This is a genomic window from Rhizobium rosettiformans W3 (assembly GCF_004912135.1).
Taxonomy (GTDB): Bacteria; Pseudomonadota; Alphaproteobacteria; order Rhizobiales; family Rhizobiaceae; genus Allorhizobium; species Allorhizobium rosettiformans.
In genome coordinates this window covers 130907-152225 of record NZ_STGU01000004.1, presented here as the reverse complement: position 1 = coordinate 152225, position 21319 = coordinate 130907, and the positions used below count along the sequence as shown (strand labels likewise).

Annotated in this window: 20 protein-coding genes; 10 read left to right on the top strand and 10 right to left on the bottom strand. The window is 62.5% G+C overall.

Annotated elements, in window-relative coordinates; genetic code table 11:
- Positions 1 to 67 precede the first annotated feature (67 nt).
- The 8 genes from FAA86_RS09075 to FAA86_RS09040 all read right to left on the bottom strand — a co-directional run bounded on the left by FAA86_RS09075 (position 68) and on the right by FAA86_RS09040 (position 8065).
- Complete coding sequence (locus FAA86_RS09075; protein ID WP_136539927.1) at positions 68 to 358, bottom strand: hypothetical protein; 291 nt, start codon at positions 356 to 358, stop codon at positions 68 to 70.
- Positions 359 to 448: 90 nt separating this feature from the next.
- Positions 449 to 1411 carry a 2-hydroxyacid dehydrogenase gene (locus tag FAA86_RS09070; RefSeq protein ID WP_136539925.1) on the bottom strand — a complete coding sequence of 321 codons (963 nt, stop codon included), beginning with the start codon at positions 1409 to 1411 and terminating at the stop codon, positions 449 to 451.
- Positions 1412 to 1424: 13 nt separating this feature from the next.
- Positions 1425 to 3053 (bottom strand): ABC transporter ATP-binding protein, encoded by a 1629-nt coding sequence (locus FAA86_RS09065; protein WP_136539923.1) that lies wholly within the window; start codon positions 3051 to 3053, stop codon positions 1425 to 1427.
- On the bottom strand, positions 3050 to 3538 hold the full coding sequence (locus FAA86_RS09060) for a type II toxin-antitoxin system VapC family toxin (protein ID WP_281281739.1): 489 nt from the start codon (positions 3536 to 3538) through the stop codon (positions 3050 to 3052). The genes FAA86_RS09065 and FAA86_RS09060 overlap by 4 nt, the downstream gene beginning before the upstream one ends.
- Complete coding sequence (locus tag FAA86_RS09055; RefSeq protein ID WP_113458192.1) at positions 3538 to 3786, bottom strand: hypothetical protein; 249 nt, start codon at positions 3784 to 3786, stop codon at positions 3538 to 3540. Before FAA86_RS09055 ends, FAA86_RS09060 begins: the two co-directional genes overlap by 1 nt.
- Positions 3787 to 3853: 67 nt before the next feature.
- On the bottom strand, positions 3854 to 4990 hold the full coding sequence (locus tag FAA86_RS09050) for an ABC transporter permease (RefSeq protein ID WP_113458191.1): 1137 nt from the start codon (positions 4988 to 4990) through the stop codon (positions 3854 to 3856).
- Positions 4990 to 6084, bottom strand: a complete 1095-nt coding sequence (locus FAA86_RS09045; RefSeq protein ID WP_136539919.1) for a microcin C ABC transporter permease YejB — start codon at positions 6082 to 6084, stop codon at positions 4990 to 4992. The genes FAA86_RS09050 and FAA86_RS09045 overlap by 1 nt, the downstream gene beginning before the upstream one ends.
- A gap of 142 nt (positions 6085 to 6226) precedes the next feature.
- On the bottom strand, positions 6227 to 8065 hold the full coding sequence (locus tag FAA86_RS09040) for an extracellular solute-binding protein (RefSeq protein WP_136539917.1): 1839 nt from the start codon (positions 8063 to 8065) through the stop codon (positions 6227 to 6229).
- A gap of 188 nt (positions 8066 to 8253) precedes the next feature.
- Here FAA86_RS09040 and mepA point away from each other — a divergent pair, with 188 nt between their 5' ends.
- The 6 genes from mepA (at position 8254) to FAA86_RS09010 (ending at position 14255) form a co-directional block, all read left to right on the top strand.
- The gene (mepA, locus tag FAA86_RS09035; RefSeq protein ID WP_136539915.1) at positions 8254 to 9324 is read left to right on the top strand and encodes a penicillin-insensitive murein endopeptidase; all 1071 of its coding nucleotides are present in this window, start codon (positions 8254 to 8256) and stop codon (positions 9322 to 9324) included.
- Positions 9325 to 9412: 88 nt separating this feature from the next.
- Positions 9413 to 9793, top strand: coding sequence for a methylglyoxal synthase (locus tag FAA86_RS09030; RefSeq protein WP_136539913.1), 381 nt, complete (start codon positions 9413 to 9415; stop codon positions 9791 to 9793).
- Between the two features lie 28 nt (positions 9794 to 9821).
- The gene (locus FAA86_RS09025) at positions 9822 to 10862 is read left to right on the top strand and encodes a glucokinase (protein ID WP_136539911.1); all 1041 of its coding nucleotides are present in this window, start codon (positions 9822 to 9824) and stop codon (positions 10860 to 10862) included.
- Between the two features lie 21 nt (positions 10863 to 10883).
- Positions 10884 to 12767, top strand: a complete 1884-nt coding sequence (locus tag FAA86_RS09020) for an ABC transporter ATP-binding protein (protein ID WP_136539909.1) — start codon at positions 10884 to 10886, stop codon at positions 12765 to 12767.
- A gap of 18 nt (positions 12768 to 12785) precedes the next feature.
- Positions 12786 to 13598, top strand: a complete 813-nt coding sequence (gene dapB, locus FAA86_RS09015; protein WP_136540414.1) for a 4-hydroxy-tetrahydrodipicolinate reductase — start codon at positions 12786 to 12788, stop codon at positions 13596 to 13598.
- A gap of 21 nt (positions 13599 to 13619) precedes the next feature.
- The gene (locus FAA86_RS09010; protein WP_136539907.1) at positions 13620 to 14255 is read left to right on the top strand and encodes a 2,3-bisphosphoglycerate-dependent phosphoglycerate mutase; all 636 of its coding nucleotides are present in this window, start codon (positions 13620 to 13622) and stop codon (positions 14253 to 14255) included.
- Positions 14256 to 14325: 70 nt separating this feature from the next.
- Here the strand turns inward: FAA86_RS09010 and pcaD are convergent, their stop codons facing one another.
- On the bottom strand, positions 14326 to 15120 hold the full coding sequence (pcaD, locus tag FAA86_RS09005) for a 3-oxoadipate enol-lactonase (protein WP_136539905.1): 795 nt from the start codon (positions 15118 to 15120) through the stop codon (positions 14326 to 14328).
- Positions 15121 to 15182: 62 nt separating this feature from the next.
- On the bottom strand, positions 15183 to 18161 hold the full coding sequence (gene polA, locus FAA86_RS09000) for a DNA polymerase I (protein ID WP_136539903.1): 2979 nt from the start codon (positions 18159 to 18161) through the stop codon (positions 15183 to 15185).
- A 35-nt stretch (positions 18162 to 18196) separates the two neighbouring features.
- Here polA and FAA86_RS24545 point away from each other — a divergent pair, with 35 nt between their 5' ends.
- The 4 genes from FAA86_RS24545 to FAA86_RS08985 all read left to right on the top strand — a co-directional run bounded on the left by FAA86_RS24545 (position 18197) and on the right by FAA86_RS08985 (position 21304).
- Positions 18197 to 18358, top strand: a complete 162-nt coding sequence (locus FAA86_RS24545; RefSeq protein ID WP_167494931.1) for a hypothetical protein — start codon at positions 18197 to 18199, stop codon at positions 18356 to 18358.
- A gap of 231 nt (positions 18359 to 18589) precedes the next feature.
- Complete coding sequence (locus FAA86_RS08995; protein WP_113458181.1) at positions 18590 to 19036, top strand: MarR family winged helix-turn-helix transcriptional regulator; 447 nt, start codon at positions 18590 to 18592, stop codon at positions 19034 to 19036.
- Positions 19037 to 19142: 106 nt separating this feature from the next.
- Entirely contained in the window at positions 19143 to 20531 is a 1389-nt protein-coding gene (locus FAA86_RS08990; protein WP_136539901.1) for a dipeptidase, read from the top strand.
- Between the two features lie 314 nt (positions 20532 to 20845).
- On the top strand, positions 20846 to 21304 hold the full coding sequence (locus FAA86_RS08985) for a YbaK/EbsC family protein (protein ID WP_136539899.1): 459 nt from the start codon (positions 20846 to 20848) through the stop codon (positions 21302 to 21304).
- Positions 21305 to 21319: the final 15 nt, after the last annotated feature.

The following is a 21319-nucleotide window of genomic DNA, read 5'->3' as shown; positions in this document are numbered from 1 at the left end:
CCGCTGCAGTTATCGGCAATCGATGTCGGATTGTCCAGTGAGCGACGTGCACTCACTGCGCGACCCATTACTGGGTTGGGGTGGGGCTGGATTCCGGAACCACTTGGCCGCCATTTTCGCTCGGTGCGGGTGCGGTCTGTTCGACCGGCTGGTTTGCCGGATCGGACGGGGCAATGGCGTTACCCCACCACTCGGCCGGGATCCAGACGAGCATTGCGAGGATCAGGCCGGCCAGAAGCACGATCAGGACGGGCTTGCCGCGGAAGCCCTGACGGGCTTCGGTCGCCGTCACCGGCTCGGGCTTCAGACCACGCGTCCGGCGATCAGTGGTATCGGGCATGTCGGTTCGGCTGTTCATGTCGTTACTCCCGTTGTTTCGGAACGCTCGAAGCGTCTTTCCCTGGGACAACGGAAGCTTGGCGGGTTTGTTCCGCCAATTAGACTATGCTCAGTAACCGGAGACGCGGTCGACCACGAATTCCAGCGGCAGGCCCGATTCAAGGCGGGCAATCTGCGCTTCGACATGGCGGAAGAGCGCCCGGACATCGGAGGCAGCGGCGGCGTGGGGTGTGACGATCACATTCGGCATCGACCAGAGCGGGCTTTCAGGGTCCAGCGGCTCCTTTTCGAAGACGTCGAGTGATGCGGCTTTTAACGTGCCATCGGCGAGGCAGGCAATCAGCTCGGTCTCGTTCTGGCTGCCACCACGACCGGCATTGAGGAAGATCGGCCCGCCGAGCGGACCAGTGCGACGCAGCCTGGAGTAAAGCGCGCGGTCGTAAATGCCGCGGGTATCGTCGGTCAGCGGCAGCAGGCCGACCAGGATGTCCGTCCGGCCGAGGAAGGCCTCAAGATTTGCGGCGTCGAAGGTCTCCAGACCCTCGATGGACTTCGCACGCCGCGACCAGCCGATGACATCAAAGCCCATGACCTTGAGCTTTCTGACCGCATCGGCGCCGAGGACGCCAAGGCCCATCACGCCCACGGTCACGTCGCGTGCTTCGGGTTGCTCGGCGATTTCATGCCACACGCGTTCCCGCTGCTGGCTGGCATAGGCGATGCCGTTGCGCAGATGATGCAGGCACTGCCAGATAACCCATTCGCTCATGCGGTCCGTGAGGCTGCGATCGACGAAGCGGACGATGGGGAGATCAGGCAGCTCATAGGCCGAGAGGATGTGATCGACGCCGGCTCCGCCGGAGAAGATGGCCCTGAGCCCCGTGGCGCGACGGAAAAGCGCGGGGTCTGGCTTCCAGACGACGGCAAATTCGGCATCGGTCAGATCGCGCTCTGCATTGGCCGCATCGCCCATATCGATGACCGGACGATCCGGGAAGGCGGACCGCAAGGCTGAGACCACGCTTTCGCGTGCGAAGCGGAGGTCGATGACGACGGGACGTTTTCCAGACATGGGAGAACTCACATTATTGGCGGATGCCGCCATCCTCGACGGCTTCGAGATCGAAAGCGGCGGCCATCAAGGCGCGGGTGTATTCGGCCTTGGGCGCGGCGAAGACTTCCGCTGCAGGGCCCTTCTCCACCACCTTGCCACCGCGCATGACGATCAGTTCGTTGGCCAGCGCCTTCACGACCTTCAGATCATGGCTGATGAAGAGGTAGGCGAGATCATGCTTGGCCTGCAGATCGCGCAAGAGGTCCACGACCTGGGCCTGGACGGTCATGTCGAGGGCCGAGGTCGGCTCGTCGAGCATGACGAAACGGGGTTTCAGCACCATGGCACGGGCAATTGCGATGCGCTGACGCTGGCCGCCGGAGAATTCGTGCGGGTAGCGCCAACGGGTGGCGGGATCCAGCCCAACTTCCTCGAGCGCCCAGGCCACACGGGCGTCGCGCTCTTCCGCCGATAGCTGTCTTTCGTGAACCTTCAGGCCCTCGGCGATGATTTCGCCGACGGACATTCGGGGACTGAGGGAACCGAAGGGATCCTGGAAGACGATCTGCAGGCGATCGCGCAACGGCCGCATCTCGCGATAGGAGAAGGCGTCGATGTCCTTGCCGATGAAACTGATGCGGCCCTTCGACGAAATCAGGCGCGAAAGGGCAAGGCCAAGCGTGGTCTTGCCGGAGCCGGATTCGCCGACAACGCCCAGCGTCTGGCCAGCACGAAGCGTGAGGTCGACGCCATCAACGGCCTTCACATGGTCGACAGTGCGGCGGAGGAAACCGGCCTTGATGGGGAACCAGACGCGAATGTCCTCGCCCTGCATGACAACAGGCTTCTGCTCATCGAGGACAGGCGGCTCGCCCCGCGGTTCGGAGGCGAGGAGCTTCTTCGTGTAGGGATGCTGGGGGCGCTCGAAGATGTCCTCGACGGAGCCTGCCTCGACGATCTTGCCCTTGGTCATGACGCAGACGCGGTCGGCGAACTTGCGGACAATGCCGAGATCATGGGTGATGAAGAGCATGGACATGCCATGCTCCGTCTTGAGGCGTCCGAGAAGCTCCAGGATCTGCGCCTGTACGGTGACATCGAGCGCGGTCGTCGGTTCGTCGGCGATCAGGAGCTTCGGACGGTTGGCGAGCGCCATGGCGATCATCACGCGCTGACGCTGGCCACCGGAAAGTTCGTGCGGATAGGCGCTGAGCCGCTTTTCCGGCTCGCGGATGCCGACCTGATGCAGGAGTTCCAGGACACGCGCGCGGGCAGCCGTGCCTTCGAGCCCCTGATGCAGGGACAGGATTTCGCCGATCTGCCGCTCGATCGTGTGAAGCGGATTGAGCGAGGTCATCGGCTCCTGAAAGATCATGGTGATCTCGTTGCCGCGTACGGCACGAAGATCCGGCTCGCTGGCGGTCATCAGGTCTCGACCGTCAAACAGGATTTGTCCCGAGGGATGGCTGGCGGCCGGATAGGGCAGAAGCTTCAGGATCGAGGCGGCGGAGACCGACTTGCCGGAGCCGGATTCGCCAACCAGAGCGACGATCTCTCCACGACCAATCTCGAAGGAGACACGGTCTACTGCCAGGCTCTCGCGACCGCTCTGATGGAAGACGACGGAGAGATCGCGCACGGACAGGAGAGGTTCGGTCATGCGGACAAGCTTTCGATGAGGGAGGTGAGCGTCAGTTCGTTCAGGCGACAGACTTCGAAATAGGGGCCCGCTTGCACAGCCGGGTTTTCGAGCGGAGGCGAGATGCCGTGATCGTCAGTCAAGAAATGCGTCGCCGCGACAGCGAACGCTGAGGCGACGTGGATGGCATCAGGAAGCTTCAGGCTGTTCCGGCGCGCCCGCAATTGTGCGGCCATATCCAGAATGAGGCTCTCCACGGGAATGATCTGCAGCCACGGCAGACCTGAACCCCAGGCCCTGTAGACTTCAACGAGCTTCTGATCGCCGTCGCGCAAAGGCTTCACCAGCAGTTCCGAGATGGTGAGCGCGCTCGTGCACAAAATCGTGCTCGGTTGAGATGATGCCTTGCTGGCCAGGTCTCGCATCAAGTCACGTAGAAGGCCTTCGCCTTCGATCAGCAAGATTGCGGCATTCGTGTCGAGGTAGATTTGGTGCCGATGCGGCATCAGTCGTCCCATTCGTCGCGAAGTTCGCGAATACGCGCCACAGCTTCAGCGGTTGTAACGCGGCGATCGTCTTGGCTACGATAGGCCTCTACCTTTTTCATGAAATCTTCAAAGCTCGCTTTGGCCGGGTTCGGAGCGTCGCCTTCCATCTCCACCACGACGCGTACTGTGCTGCCCGCTTCCAACCCCTCGCGGAGATCTGCCGGCAAATTCTCAACCGGGTAATGCTCTCTGACGATCTTGTTCATCGCATCGCGCTCCTGATCAGGTCTTGGCCCATCATGCCACAAATGCGCGCAATTGACGAACCCGCGCTCATCGGAAGGTCTTTCTGGGATCGAAAGCATCGCGTACCGCTTCGCCGATGAAGATCAGCAGCGAGAGCATGATCGACATGGTGAAGAAGGCGGTGAGGCCGAGCCAGGGGGCCTGGAGATTGCGCTTGCCCTGGGCGATGAGTTCGCCGAGCGAAGGCGAGCCGGGGGGCATGCCGAAGCCGAGGAAGTCGAGCGAGGTGAGCGTGGTAATCGAGCCCGAGAGGATAAAGGGCAGGAAGGTCAGGGTGGCGACCATGGCGTTGGGCAGCAGGTGGCGGAACATGATCGTGCCGTTGCCGACGCCGAGGGCGCGGGCGGCGTTCACATATTCGAAGTTTCGGGCGCGCAGGAACTCGGCGCGCACGATGCCGACAAAACCGACCCAGGAGAAGAGCAGCATGATGCCGAGCAGGACGAAGAAGCCGGGCGGCAGGATGGCTGCTATGATCAGCAGTATGTAAAGCACCGGCATCGAGGACCAGATCTCGATGAAGCGCTGCATCAGAAGGTCGGTCCAGCCGCCGAAATAGCCTTGCACGGCACCGGCCGTTACCCCGATGACGGCCGAGGCGAGGGTGAGCGCCAGACCGAAGAGGATCGAGATCCGGAAGCCGTAGATCATGCGGGCCATGACGTCGCGGGCCTGGTCGTCGGTGCCGAGCCAGTTCATGTTGCCGAGCACGCAATTCGGATCCTCCGCCCCGAGGGGGTAGGCCGCACAACGGGTTTCCTTGTCCATCAGCCAGAAGGGCGGCGTCGGTGCGGAATGCGGCACCTCGGAATTCACCGTGCGGTAGGAGTAGCGGATCGGTGGCCAGATCATCCAGCCGTTGGCGTTGATCTCGTCGGAGATGAAGGGCGAGCGATAGTCCGTGATTGCCAGGAAGCCGCCGAACTTCTCCTCGGGATAGTCAACCACGACGGGGAAGAGGATCTCGCCCTTGTAGGACGCGATGATCGGTCTGTCGTTGGCGATGAATTCGGCGAACATGCTCAGGACGAAGAGCACCATGAAGATCCAGAAAGACCAGAGGCCGCGCCGGTTCGCCTTGAAGTTTTCCAGGCGTCGACGATTGGTGGGCTTGAGCCAGTCCTTCCTCGGCGGCGCGATGGGCGTGGTCTCTACGGCGGACATCAGACGTCCCTCCGGTCGAAATCGATGCGCGGGTCGATCCAGGTGTAGATCAGGTCGGAGATCAGACCGACGACAAGGCCCATCAGCGAGAAGATGTACAGAGTCGCGAAAACGATCGGATAGTCGCGGTTGACGATTGCGAGGTAACCGAGGCGGCCGAGGCCATCGAGCGAGAAGATGTTTTCGATCAAAAGCGATCCGGTGAAGAAGGCCGAGATGAAGGCACCGGGGAGGCCGGCGATGACGATCAGCATGGCGTTGCGGAAGACGTGGCCGTAAAGCACCTGGCGCTCGCCGAGCCCCTTGGCGCGGGCGGTCACGACATACTGTTTCTTGATCTCGTCGATGAAGGAATTCTTCGTGAGCAACGTCGTCGTGGCAAAGGCGGAAAGCAGGAGCGCGGTCAGCGGCAATGCCAGATGCCAGAAGTAATCGAGGATCTTCTGCCACCAGGAGAGCTGGTCGAAATTGTCCGAGGTCAGGCCGCGCAGCGGAAACCAGTCGAAGAAGGACCCGCCGGCGAAGAGCACGATCAGAAGAATGCCGAAGAGGAAGCCCGGGACGGCATAGCCAATCACGATGATGCCGGATGTCCAGACATCGAAGCGCGAGCCGTCGGAAACGGCCTTTCGGATTCCGAGCGGGATCGAAATGGCATAGGAAATCAGGAGCACCCACAGACCGAGCGAAATCGAAACGGGCATCTTCTCGATGATCAGATCGATCACCGAAGTGTTGCGGAAGAAGCTCTCGCCGAAGTCGAAGCGGATGTAGTTCCACATCATCTCGAGGAAGCGCTCGAGCGGCGGCTTGTCGAAGCCGAACTGTTTTTCGAGCTTGGCGATCAGTTCCGGATCGAGACCTTGAGCGCCGCGATAGCGGGAGCTTCCCTCCTCCGTACCGGTGGACTGTCCCAGCATGTCGCCGCCGCCGGAGAGGCGCGCATCGGCGCTGTCACCCTGGCCGCTCAGCTGGGCTATGACCTGCTCGACGGGGCCGCCGGGGGCGAACTGGATGACAATGAAGGAGATGCCCATGATGCCGATCATGGTCGGGATCATCAGCAGAAGGCGGCGGAGGATGTAGGCGGTCATGCGCGATGTCCCGCTTCAGGGTCGGGTCTCACCATGATGTCCAAGCTTCTTTCGTCCGCCAATCTCAGCTGCTCCGTTGTCCAGCGATTCGCCCCCACCATTCCTAGAGTCTCACGCAAGCGGCGCAAGCCCCGAGCAGAGATCACGGATTTTTCGCCCACCAGATGGAGGGAAAGCCGGTGCTGTACGTGGGGAGTTCGGCCGGATGCTCGAACTTGTCCCAGAAGGCATAGCGCGCCGTTCCGCCATAATAGAGCGGGATGACGTAATCATGGGCGAGCAATACGCGGTCCATGGCCTTGGTCGCGGCGACCTGTTCATCGCGATCGGCCGGGAAAATGATCTTCTCGATCAAGGCGTCGACCGCCGGATCGGAAATGCCGGCATAGTTCTGCGAGCCTTCGCGATTGACCGATGCGGAACCCCAATAGTCGCGCTGCTCATTTCCCGGGTTCAGCGTCTGGGCCCAGACGATCCAGGTCATGTCGTAATCGAAGCTGCGGGTACGGTTCGTGTATTGCGACGGGTCGACCGTGCGCACGGACATCTCGATGCCGATCTTGCGCAGTTGTTGTTGGTAGGGAACGGCGAGGACCTCGAGCTGCGGATTGGAAAGCAGGAGTTCGAAGCGGAAGGGCTGGCCGGTCTGCGCATTGACCATCGCATTGCCACGCAGCTCATAGCCGGCCTGCTTGAAGAGCTCGACCGCCTTGCGCAGATTGTCGCGGGAGGCCTGCGGTGAGCCGCCCACAGGGTTTTCATAAGGCGTATCGAAGACCGAGGGCGGGACCTTGTCTTTCAAGGCGGTCAGCAGTTCCAGTTCCTTGCCTTCCGGCAGGCCGGTCGATTCGAGCTCGGTGCCATTGAAGAAGCTGTCGACCCGCTCGTAGGCGTTATAGAAGACTGTCCGGTTCAATTCCTCGAAGTCGAGCGCGTAGTTAAGAGCCCTGCGAACGCGCTGATCCTTGAACATGTCGCGCCGCATATTGGGCACCAGCGCCTGCATGACACCGGTTGCCCGGAAGGGGTTCTCGTACTCCTCCTTCGTGACGCGGCCGTCCTGAGCCGCGGGGAAGTCGAAGCCGGTTGCCCAGCGTGCGGCACGCGTTTCCTGCCAGAAGTCCGTCACACCAGAGCGGAAGGCTTCGAACTCGACGTCACGGTCGCCGAACATCGTGTAGGTGATGTTGGCGAAGTTGTTGTAGCCGACGTTGACGTTGATATCCTTGCCCCAATAATCGTCACGCAGCTGGTAGCGGATGGTTGCGCCCGGCTTGAATTCGGCGATCTCGTAAGGCCCCGATCCCATGACCGGTTCGAGCGTGGTGCGGGAAATGTCGCGCGGCTGGCCATCTGGGCCGTTCGCCTCCCACCAGTGTTTGGCGACAACGGGGAATTGGCCGAGGATCATCGGCAGCTCGCGGTTGTTCTTCTGGTCGAAGCGGAAGGTGATATCCCGCTCCCCCGTCTTTTCGGCCGAGATCACATGGCTGTAGTAGCTCATGTAGAGGGGGTTCAGCTCCTTCAGCTTCTCGAAACTGAAGATGACATCCTCAGGCTTGACGGGTTCACCGTCGGCGAAGCGGGCTTCGGCGCGGAGCCGGAATGTGGCGCTTGAGATATCCTCGGGGAAAGAGACGCCTTCGGCGAGCAGACCATAACCCGTCGAGATCTCGTCACTCGTATCCTTGAGCAGGGTATCGAAGACGATCGCGAGGCCGGGCGCGGCTTCGCCTTTGTCCAGAATCGGATTGAAACTGTCGAATGTCCCGGTGGAGGACATGCGCAAGGTACCGCCCTTCGGCGCGTCCGGATTTACGTAATCGAAGTGGGGAAAGCCCGGCGCATATTTCACATCGCCGAGGATCGAGACGCCGTGGCGAAAGGGTTCAGACGGCTCCTGCGCGGCGGCCGGACCGAAATTGAGGCCCAGACCGACGATGACACCCAAAAAGACGACGCTGTTTCTGCTTAGACCCATCGGCCGAGATCCCCTGTTTCTTGATGGTTGTGGAGCAGAATAGGACAAATGGCGGCAAAATACAGACGGGTGACGGAGAAGTGAGCATCTACCGCTCCGCAGATTCACCCCATTTCGGTTTCAGGTTAGACTGACAGATGATTCACCCCGGCGGAGACGTCGGGTGGATCCGGAGAGACCGGGGACACATGCAGACGATGAAGAAGACCTGGGGCACCCGCCCGATTACCACCGCCCTGATGCTCACGGCAGCCTTTGTTGGTGCCACCGGCGAGGGCGCCCTTGCCGAAGGACGTCCGGCGAAAGAACTGTTCGGGGGCATGACCTTGCCGGCAAAGGCTGCGCCTTCGCCCTATGGCTCCTATGCCAAGGGCTGCATTGCCGGCGCCGTTGCCATTCCAACGGATGGGCCGACCTGGCAGGCGATGCGGCTTTCGCGCAATCGTCGCTGGGGTCATCCGCAAATGATCGCGCTGCTCGAGCGCTTTTCGAAGGATGCGGTGCAGCTTGGCTGGGGTTCGGGCATCCTGATCGGCGACATCTCGCAGCCGCGCGGCGGCCCGATGCTGTCAGGCCATGCCTCGCATCAGATCGGGCTCGATGCCGATATATGGTTCACGCCGAAGCCGGCTCAGCCCCTGTCGCCGCAGCAGCGCGAAGACATGCCATTCACCTCGATGCTGGTGAAGGACAAGTTCCTGACCGTCGACAAGCGCCTGTGGACCGACACCCATGCGCGTGTGGTCGTACAGGCGGCGAGTTATCCGCAGGTCGAACGCATCTTCGTCAATCCGGCGATCAAAAAGAAACTCTGCGACACCTGGACCGGCGACCGCTCCGTGCTGGGCAAGATCCGCCCCATCTACGGTCACGACGCGCATTTCCATATCCGCATGCGCTGCCCCGAGGGTGCAAGCGGCTGCAAGCCGCAGGCTGCCGTGCCACCGGGCGACGGCTGCGACAAATCGCTGGCTTGGTGGTTCACCAAGGAGCCGTGGGCAGCACCGAAAAAGGACCCGAACGCGAAGCCGGCGCCAAAGCCGCGCGCGATGCAGGTCTCGGACTTGCCGAAAGCCTGCAGCACGGTTCTGCAGGCTCGTGGCCCGGCCAACGAATATGAGGTGACCTATCAGGCGAGCGGTGGCGCACTACCAAGCAGTGCCGCATCGGCCTTTGCAGCACCGATGGCCTCCTCGCCGCAGGGCTTCGAGCTGCCCGCCGTCGTTCCCGTTCCGCCGGCACGGCCTTCGGGCTGGTGACACAAGGTCCCTTCGGGTGCCTTTTCAACGGATGCCGGCTGCGCTAGATGGGTTTATCAAATCGATTTAAATGAGCTGGGGACCTGTCGTGAGCCGCACCCGTTGCATCGCCCTGATCGCGCATGACCAGAAAAAGGACGACATGGCGGACTTCGCCCGACGTCACCAAGCCAAGCTGCAAAGCTGGAAGATCGTGGCGACGGGCACGACGGGCGGGCGGATCAAGGATGCTGTTCCGGAACTCGACGTGACGCGGCTGAAAAGCGGGCCTCTCGGAGGCGACCAGCAGATCGGTGCGTTGATCTCGACGGGGGAAGTCGACATGCTCGTCTTCTTCGTCGACCCCTTGACTCCGATGCCCCATGATGTGGATGTCAAGGCGCTGATGCGGCTTGCGACCGTCTACGACATTCCGATGGCGTTGAACCTCGCGACCGCCGACATTCTGATGCAGACCCTGACTGCCTGAGGCAGCGGGGCCCAAGACCGGACACACCATGGCCAAGACACAGCGCGACGACACCCTGCCCTTCCCAATCCTGATCGGCGATATCGGCGGCACCAATGCCCGCTTCTCGATCCTGCTTGACGAGAGCGGCGAACAGATCAGCTTTCCGAACGTGGTGAACAAGGATTTCGCAACGATCGACGAGGCCATCCGCGTGAGCGTGCTGGAAACGACGAGCCACAAGCCGCGCTCCCTGATCCTCGCGCTGGCAGGGCCGATCAAGGGCGACGAGGTGCCGCTGACGAACTGCCCCTGGGTGGTGCGCCCCAAGGTGCTGATGGCCGATCTCGGCTTCTCCGAAGTGCTCTTGCTTAATGACTTCGAAGCGCAGGCGCTGGCGGCAGCCACGCTTGACGTTGATGACCGACAGCATCTGGGCTCGCTCAGCGAAGCCCCGCTCGGCTCGCGCGTCGTGCTGGGACCCGGCACAGGACTTGGCGTTGCCGGCCTTGTGCGCGCGCGTGACATGTGGTTCCCGGTTCCGGGCGAAGGCGGGCATGTGGATGTCGGTCCGCGCACCGCGCGTGACTACCAGATCTGGCCGCATCTGACGCCGGTCCGCGATCCTAACGCCGCCCTTGGCCGCATTTCGGCGGAAGAGCTTCTCTCCGGGCGCGGGCTTATGAACATCTATCGGGCGCTCTGCAAGGCCGATGGCAATCTGACGCCCCGATACGAAGAGCCGGCCCAGGTTTCGGCCGCGGGCATTTCCGGCGCGGACAGCCTGGCCGGTGAGGCGCTCAGCCTGTTTGCGACCTATCTCGGACGGGTTGCCGGCGATCTGGCGCTGATCTTCATGGCAAAGGGCGGAGTTTTCCTCGCCGGTGGCATTTCGCCAAAAATCCTGCCGGCATTGCAGAGCGGCGAATTCCGGGCCGCCTTCGAAGACAAGGCACCACATCAGGGCGTGATGCATGGCATCCCGACCTTTGTCGTCACCCATCCGCAGGCTGCCCTGCACGGGCTCGCCGCCTTTGCGACGGCGCCTGCCGATTTCGGGCTAGCGACCGAGGGGCGTCACTGGCGCTGAGCTCCCTGCGCACCTGCGGCTATGGCCAAAGACGCTGCGACTGGCTATAGAGCGGCGGCGCCTCTGCGAGGCGTGAGACAGCAATCGCACAGGACTTTCTTCTTGGACGCCAAAGACAACGAAAGCCGCAAGGCAGCGGATATCGAGAGCGTCACCGCCGTCCTCCGGCGGGTCGTGGCCGAGAACGGCCGTGAGCACGTCAAGGGCTACGCTTTTGCGATCGTCTGCCTGTTGATCGTCGCCGGAACCACCGCCTTTACCGCCTGGATCATGGAGTCGGTCATCAATGAGGCCTTCGCCAACAGGCGCGCCGACCTCGTCTGGATCATCTGCGGCTCGATCTTTGTCGCCTTCGTGCTGCGCGGTTTCGCCGGTTACGGCCAGGCGGTGACCCTTTCCAAGATCGGCAACAACATCGTGGCGCGCTATCAGAAGCGCCTGTTTGCCCATCTGATGACGCTATCGGTCGGCTATTTCAACGAGGCGCGCTCGGCGCGGCTTGCGGCCCAGATCAACCAGAACATCAATGGCGTGCGGGATGTGCTCAACCTCACCGTGACATCGCTCGCACGCGATCTCGTGACGCTGGTCGCTCTTCTCGGCGTCATGCTCTACCAGGATCTGGTGCTGACGCTGATCGTGTTCACCGTGGCGCCGCCGCTGCTGCTTGGCCTGCGCTATCTTTCCAAGCGCCTTCGCAGCGCCACCAAGGACAGCATCATCCTCAACTCCCATGTCCTGGGCTCAATGCAGGAAGCCGTGCAGGGCATTGCCATCGTCAAGGCCTTCACGATGGAGAGGGAGCTTCAGGGCAGGATCCAGTCGAGTATCGACCAGGCGGAGCGGCGGGCAAACAAGATCGCGCAGCTCAGCGAGCGCAACGGCCCGATGACCGAGACGGTGGCCGGCTTCTCGATCGCCGGCGTCATGGCCTATGCCGCCTATCAGTCGATCTATGGCGGCGTGCTGCCGGGTGCCTTCTTCTCCTTCGTCACCGCTCTGCTTCTCGCCTATGAACCGGCGAAACGCCTGGCGAAGCTGCAGGTGCAGATGGAGCGCGCGGCGGTCAATGCGCGGATGATCTACGAGATCCTCGACATGCAGCCGCATCAGCGCGACAAGCCGGGTGCCGGCGCGCTCGAGGTCACCAACGCGCGGATCGAATTCCGCAATGTGAGCTTCGCCTATGGCGACAATCCGCCCGTGCTTCGCAATCTGAGCTTCGTCGCCGAAGGTGGCAAGACGACGGCCCTGGTTGGCCCGTCCGGAGCCGGCAAGTCGACCGTGATTACGCTCGTGCCGCGCTTCTATGACCCGGGGAACGGTGAGATCCTGATCGACGGGCACAATATCGCCGATGTGACGAAGTCGTCACTGCGCCAGCATCTCGCCTACGTGTCGCAGCAGCCGTATCTCTTCGAAGGCACGATCCGCGACAATATCCGCTACGGGCGCCCCGATGCGACCGATGCGGAGATCGAGGATGCAGCACGGCTTGCGAATGCGCATGACTTCATTCTGGCGCAGCCGCAGGGTTACGACACGCCGGTCGGCGAGAACGGGGCGACACTGTCCGGTGGTCAGCGGCAGCGGCTGTCGATCGCGCGTGCGCTGGTGCGCAATGCGCCGATCCTGCTGCTCGACGAGGCGACCTCTGCGCTCGACACGGAATCGGAAGCGGCCGTGCAGCAGGCGCTGGACGCGGCCATGGCCGGACGCACGGTGATTGTCATCGCGCACCGCCTGTCGACGGTTGTCAATGCCGACAAGATCATCGTGATGCATGCAGGCCAGGCGGTCGAGGAAGGCACGCATGAGAGCCTTGCGCAGCAGCCGGGTGGTCTTTACGCTCGCCTCAACAACCTTCAGGCCGCCCCCAACGGCCTGCTCAGCAGCCAGGAATAATCTCGCATGGATACGCCCATGAAGCTCGTCGTCGTTGGTGCCGCCGGTCGCATGGGCAAGACGCTGATCAAACTGATCAGCGAGACCGAGGGCCTTGTGCTGCATGCGGCGGTCGAACGGGCGGGCTCTGCCGCGCTGGGCCAGGATGCGGGCGAACTGGCTGGTGTGCCCAAGCTTGGCGTTGCCGTGACCGACGATCCGCTGGCGGCCTTCCTGCATGCCGATGGCGTCATCGACTTCACCACGCCGGCGTCAACCGTAGAATTCGCAGCCCTCGCCGCCCAGGCGCGCATCGTGCATGTGATCGGCACCACGGGCTGCCTGCCGGAGCATGAGGCGAAGATCGACGCGGCAGCACGGCATGCGCGGGTGGTGAAGTCGGGCAATATGAGCCTTGGCGTCAATCTGCTCTCGGTTCTCATCAAGCAGGCGGCGCGCGCGCTCGATGCCGCCGGCTGGGATATCGAGGTGCTCGAAATGCACCACAAGCACAAGGTGGACGCGCCGTCTGGCACCGCCCTTCTGCTCGGTGAAGCGGCGGCCGAGGGCCGGGGCATTTCGCTGGCCGATCATTCGGTCCGCGTGCGCGACGGCCATACCGGACCGCGCGAGCAAGGCTCGATCGGCTTTGCCACACTGCGCGGCGGCTCGGTCATCGGCGAGCATCAGGTGCTGTTTGCCAGCGAAGGCGAGTTGATCACGCTGTCTCACAGCGCGACCGATCGCTCGCTCTTTGCCCGCGGCGCGCTGAAGGCTGCCACCTGGGCCCGGGACAAGAAGCCCGGACGCTATACCATGCTCGACGTGCTCGGGCTCAACTCCACCCCCTGATCGTCAAGAGAGGAATTGTCGATGACCGGTACCCTCGTGCTCGTGCGCCATGGCCAGAGCGACTGGAACCTGAAGAACCTGTTTACCGGCTGGCGTGATCCGGACCTGACCGAACTCGGCGTGCAGGAAGCCAATGCCGGCGGCAAGGCGCTTGCCGATTACGGCATCAAGTTCGATATCGCTTTCACGTCCGTGCTGACGCGTGCTCAGAAGACCTGCAACATCATCCTCGAGAATGTCGGCCAGACCGGTCTCGAGACGATCAAGGATCAGGCGCTGAACGAGCGCGACTACGGCGATCTCTCCGGCCTCAACAAGGACGATGCGCGCGCCAAGTGGGGCGAGGAGCAGGTGCATATCTGGCGCCGCTCCTACGACGTCCCGCCGCCGGGGGGCGAAAGCCTGCGTGATACCGGTGCGCGCGTCTGGCCCTATTACCTGACCGAAATCCTGCCGCGCGTGCTGCGTGGCGAAAAGGTGCTGGTGGCAGCGCATGGCAATTCGCTGCGCTCGCTGGTCATGGTTCTCGACAAGCTGACCAAGGAGCAGATCCTCGGGGTTAACCTCGCGACCGGCGTTCCCATGGTCTACAAGCTGAACGCGGATTCGACGGTGGCTTCCAAGGAAGTGCTGGGCGACATGTCCGGCGCGCACTGAGCGCAAACTACCCTTCCCGAAATGAAAGAAGCCGCCCATGAGGCGGCTTCTGCATTTCCAGAAACTGTTCTCAGTTTGCTTGCTTGCGCATGAAACCCTGGATCAGCTCGGCGAGCGCTTCCGGCTGCTCGACTGAAGGGATATGGGCGCAATCGGCGATTTCCTCGAAACGAGCGCCCGGCACGAGATCGGCACCGGCCTGGACCGTGGCGGGCGGCGTCGAGCCGTCCTGGTCGCCGACGACGAAGAGCGTGGGGACCGTGATGGTCGGCAGGACATCGGAGAAATCCGTGTCGCGCAGGGCAGCACAGGTCGACAGATAGCCTGCGATGGACTGGCGCGTCATCATCAGGCGGTAGCCGGCGAGTTCGTCAGGGCGGTCTTCGTGGAAGGCCGGGGTGAACCAGCGCGCCATGGCACTGTCGGCCGCACTTTCCAGGCCGCCCTTTTCGATGCCGGCGATGCGCTCGGCCCAGATCTCGGCAGACCCGATGCGGGGGGCGGTGTCGCAGAGGATGAGCTTGCGGAAGAGGTCCGGCCGCTCCTTCCAGAGGCCCTGGCAGACGAGACCGCCAACGGAAAGGCCGCAGAAGGTCGCCTTGCGGATGCCGAGTTCGTCGCAGAGGCTGGCGAGATCCGAAACGAGATCGGCCATGCCGAAGGGCTTGTCGGCGCCGCCGGAGAGGCCGTGACCGCGGCTGTCATAAAGCAGCACCGAGACATCGTCACCGAGCTCATCGAAGAGCGGCAGCCAGATGCGGAAGTCGGTGCCGAGCCCGTTGGAGAAGACGATCAGGTTCTTGGCTTTCGCCTCGCCGATCAGCTCGTAGTGGACGACATTGCCGTTGATGGTCTTGAAGGCCAAATCTTGTACTCCTGCGGGCTGAACAGCCCCCGTGTTTCGCTAACCGGCAAGGCCGGGAATTCTCAGTGCGCCTCGTCCCAGTTGTGGGCGGCGCGGGCGTCGACCTTGAGCGGCACGCGCATGGAGACGGCCGGCATGGCCGCGTTTTCCATGATGTCGACGATGACAGGCATCGCGACATCGACGGCCTCGTCCTCGACTTCGAAGATCAGTTCGTCATGCACCTGCAGCAGCATGCGGACACGCTCAGACAGACCCGCTGCTGCAAGCGCCGGCTCGATCTGGATCATGGCGCGGCGGATGATGTCGGCGGCCGAGCCCTGGATCGGCGCGTTGATCGCGGCGCGCTCGTTGAAGGCGCGCATCGAGGGGTTGGACGATCTGATTTCCGGGTAATGCGCGCGGCGGCCGAAGATGGTTTCCACATAACCCTTGTCACGGGCGAAGGCCTTGGTGCTCTCCATGTAGTCCTTGATGCCGGGGAAGCGCTCGAAATACTTCTTGATGTATTCCCCCGCTTCCGAGCGCTCGATGCCGAGCTGGTTGGCAAGTCCGAAGGCCGAGATGCCGTAGATGATGCCGAAGTTGATCGCCTTGGCGCGGCGGCGGACGTCGGACGGCATGCCCTCGACCGGGACGCCGAACATTTCCGACGCCGTCATGGCATGGATGTCGACGCCGTCGGCGAAGGCCTGACGCAGCTGCGGGATCTCGGCGACATGGGCGAGCACGCGCAGTTCGATTTGGCTGTAGTCGGCCGAGAGCAGCTTGTGGCCGGGTGTCGAGATGAAGGCCGTGCGGATCTTGCGGCCTTCGGCGGTACGGACCGGGATGTTCTGCAGGTTCGGCTCGGATGAAGACAGGCGGCCCGTGGTCGTCGAGGCGAGCGAATAGCCCGTGTGGACGCGCTTGGTCTCAGGGTGGATATAGCCGGGCAGCGCGTCGGTATAAGTGGACTTGAGCTTGGTCAGTTGGCGCCAGTCGACGATCTTGCGCGGCAGGGGGGCACCCTCGGCAGCAAGGTCTTCCAGCACCTGGGCGGAGGTGGACCACTGGCCGGTCTTGGTCTTGGACCCGCCTGGCAGGCCCATACGACCGAAGAGGATATCGCCGAGCTGCTTGGGCGAGCCGATGTTGAAACGCTCGCCGGCGAGTTCGTAGACCTCGTCCTCGGCGGCAGCGGCCTTCTGGGCAAGTTCGCCCGAGAGGCGGGAGAGGATCTGGCGATCGACGGTGATGCCGCGCTCTTCCATATGGGCAAGCACCGGTACCAGCGGGCGTTCCAGCCGCTCATAGATGCGCGTCAGACCCTCGGCGGCTAGGCGCGGTTTCAGCACCAGCCAGAGGCGGAGCGTCACATCTGCGTCCTCGGCGGCATAAGCGGTTGCGCGATCGATGTCGACGAGATCGAAGGTGACGGAGGATTTGCCGGAGCCGGCGACATCCTTGTACGGGATCGGGGTGTGGCCGAGCCACTTCTCCGAGAGGCCGTCCATGCCGTGATTGCCCTTGCCGGCGTCGAGCACGTAGGACATCAGCATGGTGTCGTCGAAGGACTGAAGCGTGATCCCGTGGCGCTTCATCACCAGGTAATCGTATTTCAGATTCTGCGCGACCTTCAGGACGGAAGGATCTTCGAGCAGGCCCTTCAGGGCGGCCAGTGCCTCCTTCATCGGGATCTGGCCCTCGGCATGACCGCCGCCGAGGAGATCACCCACGCCCGTCTTGTGGGTCAGCGGGATATAGGCGGCGCGGATATCGGTCGAGCCGGGTGAGAGCACATTGTCCTGGATCGCGAGCGAGACGCCGACGAGTTCGGCCTGCATCGGGTCGAGCGACGTGGTCTCGGTGTCGAAGGCAACGAGGCCGGTTTCGCGGGCGGCCGAAATCCAGAGCTCAAGCGTCTCGATATCGCGGATCGTGACATAGCTGCCGGTGTCGAGCGGCTTGCCGGCAAAGGCGTTGGCGCGGCTTGCCGCAAGATCGCCGGGGGTTTTGCCATTGGGGGTGGCTGCCGGTGCCGTGGATGTCGTGGCGGCTGCTGCCGAGGTTGCGGACGATGCAGGTGCATCGCCGGCATCGAGATCGGGACCGCGGGCGGCATCACCCCATTCAACCGGCACGGTGGCAGGCTCGATGGCGGCCGCATCACAGTCGCAGACTTCTGCCACGCGGCGCGTCAGCGTGGTAAATTCCATGGCCTTAAGGAAGGCGATGAGCTTCGGACCATTCTGCGGTTCGAGCACTAGGTCCTCGAGCTTCATGTCGAGCGGCACATCGGTGCGAAGTTCGACGAGCTGGCGCGAGACGCGGGCAAGCTCGGCATTGGCCACGATGTTTTCGCGGCGCTTGACCTGTTTGATCTCATCGGCACGGGCGAGCAGCGTCTCCAGATCGCCGAACTCTTCCAAAAGCTGGGCGGCGGTCTTCGGGCCGATACCGGGAATGCCCGGCACGTTGTCGGTCGAATCGCCGGTCATGGCCTGGAGGTCGATCATCTTTTCCGGCGGCACGCCCCATTTCTCGATGACGTCGGGAATGCCGATCTGCTTGTCCTTCATCGCGTCGTACATATGCACGTTCGCGGTGACGAGTTGCATCAGGTCCTTGTCGGAGGAGACGATGGTGACATCGGCGCCGACGGCCTCTGCCTGGCGGGCATAGGTGGCGATGATGTCGTCGGCCTCGAAACCTTCGGTCTCGATGCAGGGGAGATTGAAGGCGCGGGTCGCATGGCGGATCAGGCCGAATTGCGGGATCAGGTCTTCCGGCGGGGCCGAGCGGTTCGCCTTGTAGAGCGGATAGATTTCCTTGCGGAAAGTCGTCGACGAGTAGTCGAAGATGACCGCCAGATGGGTCGGCGTCACACCTACATCGGTGTTGCGGGCATCGCGCAACAGCTTCCACAGCATGTTGCAGAAGCCGGAGACCGCGTTGACGGGCAGGCCGTCCGACTTGCGGTTCAGGGCCGGGATGGCGTGGAAGGCGCGGAAGATGAAACCCGAGCCGTCGACGAGGAAGAGGTGATCGCCTTTTTTCATGTCGGCATGGATAGCGCGGGGCGGCTGAAACGTCCATGACGGTTTGGCCAGAAGGCGGCAAAATCACCGGCGAAGCGATGGCCATGATCGTCAATTGGATCAGCCGCCAAACATCACGAAAAGCTTACCGATTTGTAATCCCGGCTTCCCTTGAAAAACCACATTCCGGATCACAAATCTCAGTCATCGGCGACTGATCACGCCGTAGTCTGAAAGAGGCTCGTCCCCCGCCGCTTCAGACTCGGGCAAAGGCCTTATCCCCCTCTCCGGGCCTTTGTCCCCATATTCGGAGCCGTCGTGGCAGTCCCCGCCTCAAGCCACGACGGCCTCCACCCCCTTCTCATCAGAACCCAAAATTAGTCAGCCTCGGAAATGGATCGCATGCGATCATTCCCCTCTGACGAATCCACGACGACGCGTCGAGTGCCATGGCCCATGACCGCACGACCCCTGATCGCTCCGAATCCGCCACATGGCTGGCGAGCCAACTGGCGCGCGGGTTCACACGGGCGCTGCAGGCGCGCGCGGCGAAACTCGGTTTCTCACCCGGTCAGTTTCCGATCCTGCTCGAGCTTTGGGAAGAAGAGGGACTGACGCAGCGGCAGTTGCTCGACCGCGTCGATGTGGAGCAGGCGACGATTGCCAATACCCTCGCCCGCATGGAACGCGACGGTCTGATCGAGCGGCGCGTGCATCCCCGCGACAAGCGCGCACAGCAGATTTTCCTGACAGACAAGGCCCGCGGCATGCGCGAGGAGGCGCTTGCGGCGGCTGACGAGGCCGAGCAGGCCGTGTTTCATGGGTTCCGTCGCTTCGAGAAGGAATTGCTGAAGGAATATATCCGCTGGGCGATCGCGAATGCGCGCAAGCTGTGAGCGGAAATTGATGCAGGTTTGAGAAAAATTCGCGGTCTCACAGCCTCGAAACGTCAGGAGCTTTGGTCTATCGTCCGCCGCACTTTCAAATTTGCAGGACATGACCATGACCGATCTTTCCCCCATTCTCGCCAAGGCCGACGAGGCCCTGCCGCAGAGCCTCGAGCGCCTGTTCGATCTCGTGCGCATCCCCTCGATCTCGACCGACCCGGCCTACAAGGCCGACTGCCGCAAGGCCGGCGAATGGCTGGTTTCGGCGCTGACCGAACTGGGTTTCGATGCTTCGCTTAGGGACACGCCCGGCCATCCGATGGTGGTGGCGCATCACGCGGCCGAGAAGGCCGACGCACCGCATGTGCTTTTCTATGGCCATTACGACGTGCAGCCGGTCGATCCGCTGGATCTCTGGGAAGACGATCCCTTCGCGCCGGCCATCAAGGAGAAGGACGGCCGCAAGGTGATCACCGGTCGCGGCACGTCCGACGACAAGGGCCAGCTTCTGACCTTCGTCGAGGCCTGCCGCGCCTACAAGGCGGTGAAGGGTTCACTGCCGGTCAAGATCACCATCCTCTTCGAAGGGGAGGAAGAATCCGGTTCGCCGTCGCTCAAGCCTTTCCTTGCTGAAAATGCCGACGAACTGAAGGCCGACTTCGCGCTGGTCTGCGATACCAGCATGTGGGATCGGGAGACGCCGGCTATCGCTGCAGCGCTGCGTGGCCTGGTCGGCGAAGAAGTCACTGTCATTGCGGCTGACCGCGACCTGCATTCGGGCCTCTTCGGCGGCGCGGCGGCCAATCCCGTGCACATCCTGACGAAGATCCTGGCCGACCTGCATGACGAGACAGGCAAGGTCACGCTGCCCGGCTTTTATGACGGTGTCGAAGAGACGCCTGCCAACATCAAGGCTTCCTGGGATAGCCTGGGGCGGACGGCGGAAAGCTTCCTCGGCGAAGTGGGCCTGTCGGTCCCCGCTGGTGAAAAGGGCCGTTCCGTGCTGGAGCTCACCTGGGCGCGTCCGACGGCGGAAGTGAACGGCATCATCGGGGGCTATACCGGCGAAGGCTTCAAGACGGTGATTGCGGCCAAGGCTTCGGCGAAGATCTCCTTCCGCCTCGTTGGCACGCAGGACCCGGCCAAGGTGCGCGAGAGCTTCCGCGCCTTCGTTCAGGCGCGCATTCCCGCCGACTGCAAGGTGGAATTCCACGAGCACGGCGGCTCGCCGGCGATCCAGCTCTCCTATGATTCGCCGGAACTGACCAAGGCGAAGAATGCGCTGTCGGACGAGTGGCCGAAGCCCGCCGTGATCATCGGCATGGGCGGCTCGATTCCGATCGTCGGCGATTTCCAGAAGATGCTCGGCATGGATTCGCTGCTGGTCGGCTTTGGCCTGACCGACGACCGCATCCATTCCCCGAACGAGAAGTATGACCTCAACTCGTTCCACAAGGGCATTCGCTCTTGGATCCGCATCATGGACGCGCTGGCGAATACTTAAGACCAGAAAAGCAAAAAGGCCGGTCAAAAACCGGCCTTTCCTTTACGTTTCGACGACTTCCTGCCAGTACATCCGTGGTCAGTGACGGAAACGTGCCATGCGATTTCTCGGATGTTGGTTCACCTTCGCGAACCGCATCCCGGACCTTGATGATCGCGCTGGATGCTTAACAACCGGTTAAGCGTTTTGAAGTTCCTGAAACAGGCTCACCTGAAACGCTTCGTCGCATGCTAAGCGAGAGATGGGATGTCTCCCTCCGGCTTTCAAGAGGCAGGCGCTTGAAATGCGCACGATGCACCGTTTAGACTTCGTCCATGAGCCTTCAATCCGTTCGCCAGTTCTTCTCAGAAAATGCACCCGACATCTCCGTCATCGTGACCGAAGCGAGCTCGGCTACCGTTGCGCTTGCTGCCGAAGCGCATGGCGTGGAGCCGGACCAGATCGCCAAGACGATCTGCCTCAGGATCGGAGATGATGTCGTGCTCGTGGTGACGGCGGGCACGAAGCGGCTCGACAATCGCAAGTTCAAGGATCGCTTCGGGGTCAAGCCGCGCATGCTCGATGCTGATGCCGTGGTCGAGGCGACCAGCCATCCGGTGGGTGGTGTGTGCCCCTTCGGCCTGCCCTCGCCGCTCACGATCTATTGTGATCTGTCGCTTCAGGCTTATGACGAGGTGGTGCCTGCGGCCGGCGCGACGAATGCCGCCGTGAAGATCGCGCCGGAGCGGATGAGAAGTCTCGTCGGTGCGGAATGGGCCGATCTCTGCCAATGAGGTCACGCAGGGTTC

Coding starts and splice junctions, on each gene's coding strand:
- FAA86_RS08990 (WP_136539901.1), top strand. CDS start 19,143: ATGACCGATCTTTCCCCCATTCTCGCCAAGGCCGACGAGGCCCTGCCG.
- dapB (WP_136540414.1), top strand. CDS start 12,786: ATGAAGCTCGTCGTCGTTGGTGCCGCCGGTCGCATGGGCAAGACGCTG.
- FAA86_RS09050 (WP_113458191.1), bottom strand. CDS start 4,990: ATGTCCGCCGTAGAGACCACGCCCATCGCGCCGCCGAGGAAGGACTGG.
- FAA86_RS09070 (WP_136539925.1), bottom strand. CDS start 1,411: ATGTCTGGAAAACGTCCCGTCGTCATCGACCTCCGCTTCGCACGCGAA.
- FAA86_RS08995 (WP_113458181.1), top strand. CDS start 18,590: ATGGCCCATGACCGCACGACCCCTGATCGCTCCGAATCCGCCACATGG.
- FAA86_RS24545 (WP_167494931.1), top strand. CDS start 18,197: ATGACGGTTTGGCCAGAAGGCGGCAAAATCACCGGCGAAGCGATGGCC.
- polA (WP_136539903.1), bottom strand. CDS start 18,161: ATGAAAAAAGGCGATCACCTCTTCCTCGTCGACGGCTCGGGTTTCATC.
- FAA86_RS09065 (WP_136539923.1), bottom strand. CDS start 3,053: ATGACCGAACCTCTCCTGTCCGTGCGCGATCTCTCCGTCGTCTTCCAT.
- FAA86_RS09075 (WP_136539927.1), bottom strand. CDS start 358: ATGAACAGCCGAACCGACATGCCCGATACCACTGATCGCCGGACGCGT.
- mepA (WP_136539915.1), top strand. CDS start 8,254: ATGCAGACGATGAAGAAGACCTGGGGCACCCGCCCGATTACCACCGCC.
- FAA86_RS09060 (WP_281281739.1), bottom strand. CDS start 3,538: ATGCCGCATCGGCACCAAATCTACCTCGACACGAATGCCGCAATCTTG.
- FAA86_RS09025 (WP_136539911.1), top strand. CDS start 9,822: ATGGCCAAGACACAGCGCGACGACACCCTGCCCTTCCCAATCCTGATC.
- FAA86_RS09010 (WP_136539907.1), top strand. CDS start 13,620: ATGACCGGTACCCTCGTGCTCGTGCGCCATGGCCAGAGCGACTGGAAC.
- FAA86_RS08985 (WP_136539899.1), top strand. CDS start 20,846: ATGAGCCTTCAATCCGTTCGCCAGTTCTTCTCAGAAAATGCACCCGAC.
- FAA86_RS09055 (WP_113458192.1), bottom strand. CDS start 3,786: ATGAACAAGATCGTCAGAGAGCATTACCCGGTTGAGAATTTGCCGGCA.
- FAA86_RS09045 (WP_136539919.1), bottom strand. CDS start 6,084: ATGACCGCCTACATCCTCCGCCGCCTTCTGCTGATGATCCCGACCATG.
- FAA86_RS09020 (WP_136539909.1), top strand. CDS start 10,884: ATGGCCAAAGACGCTGCGACTGGCTATAGAGCGGCGGCGCCTCTGCGA.
- FAA86_RS09040 (WP_136539917.1), bottom strand. CDS start 8,065: ATGGGTCTAAGCAGAAACAGCGTCGTCTTTTTGGGTGTCATCGTCGGT.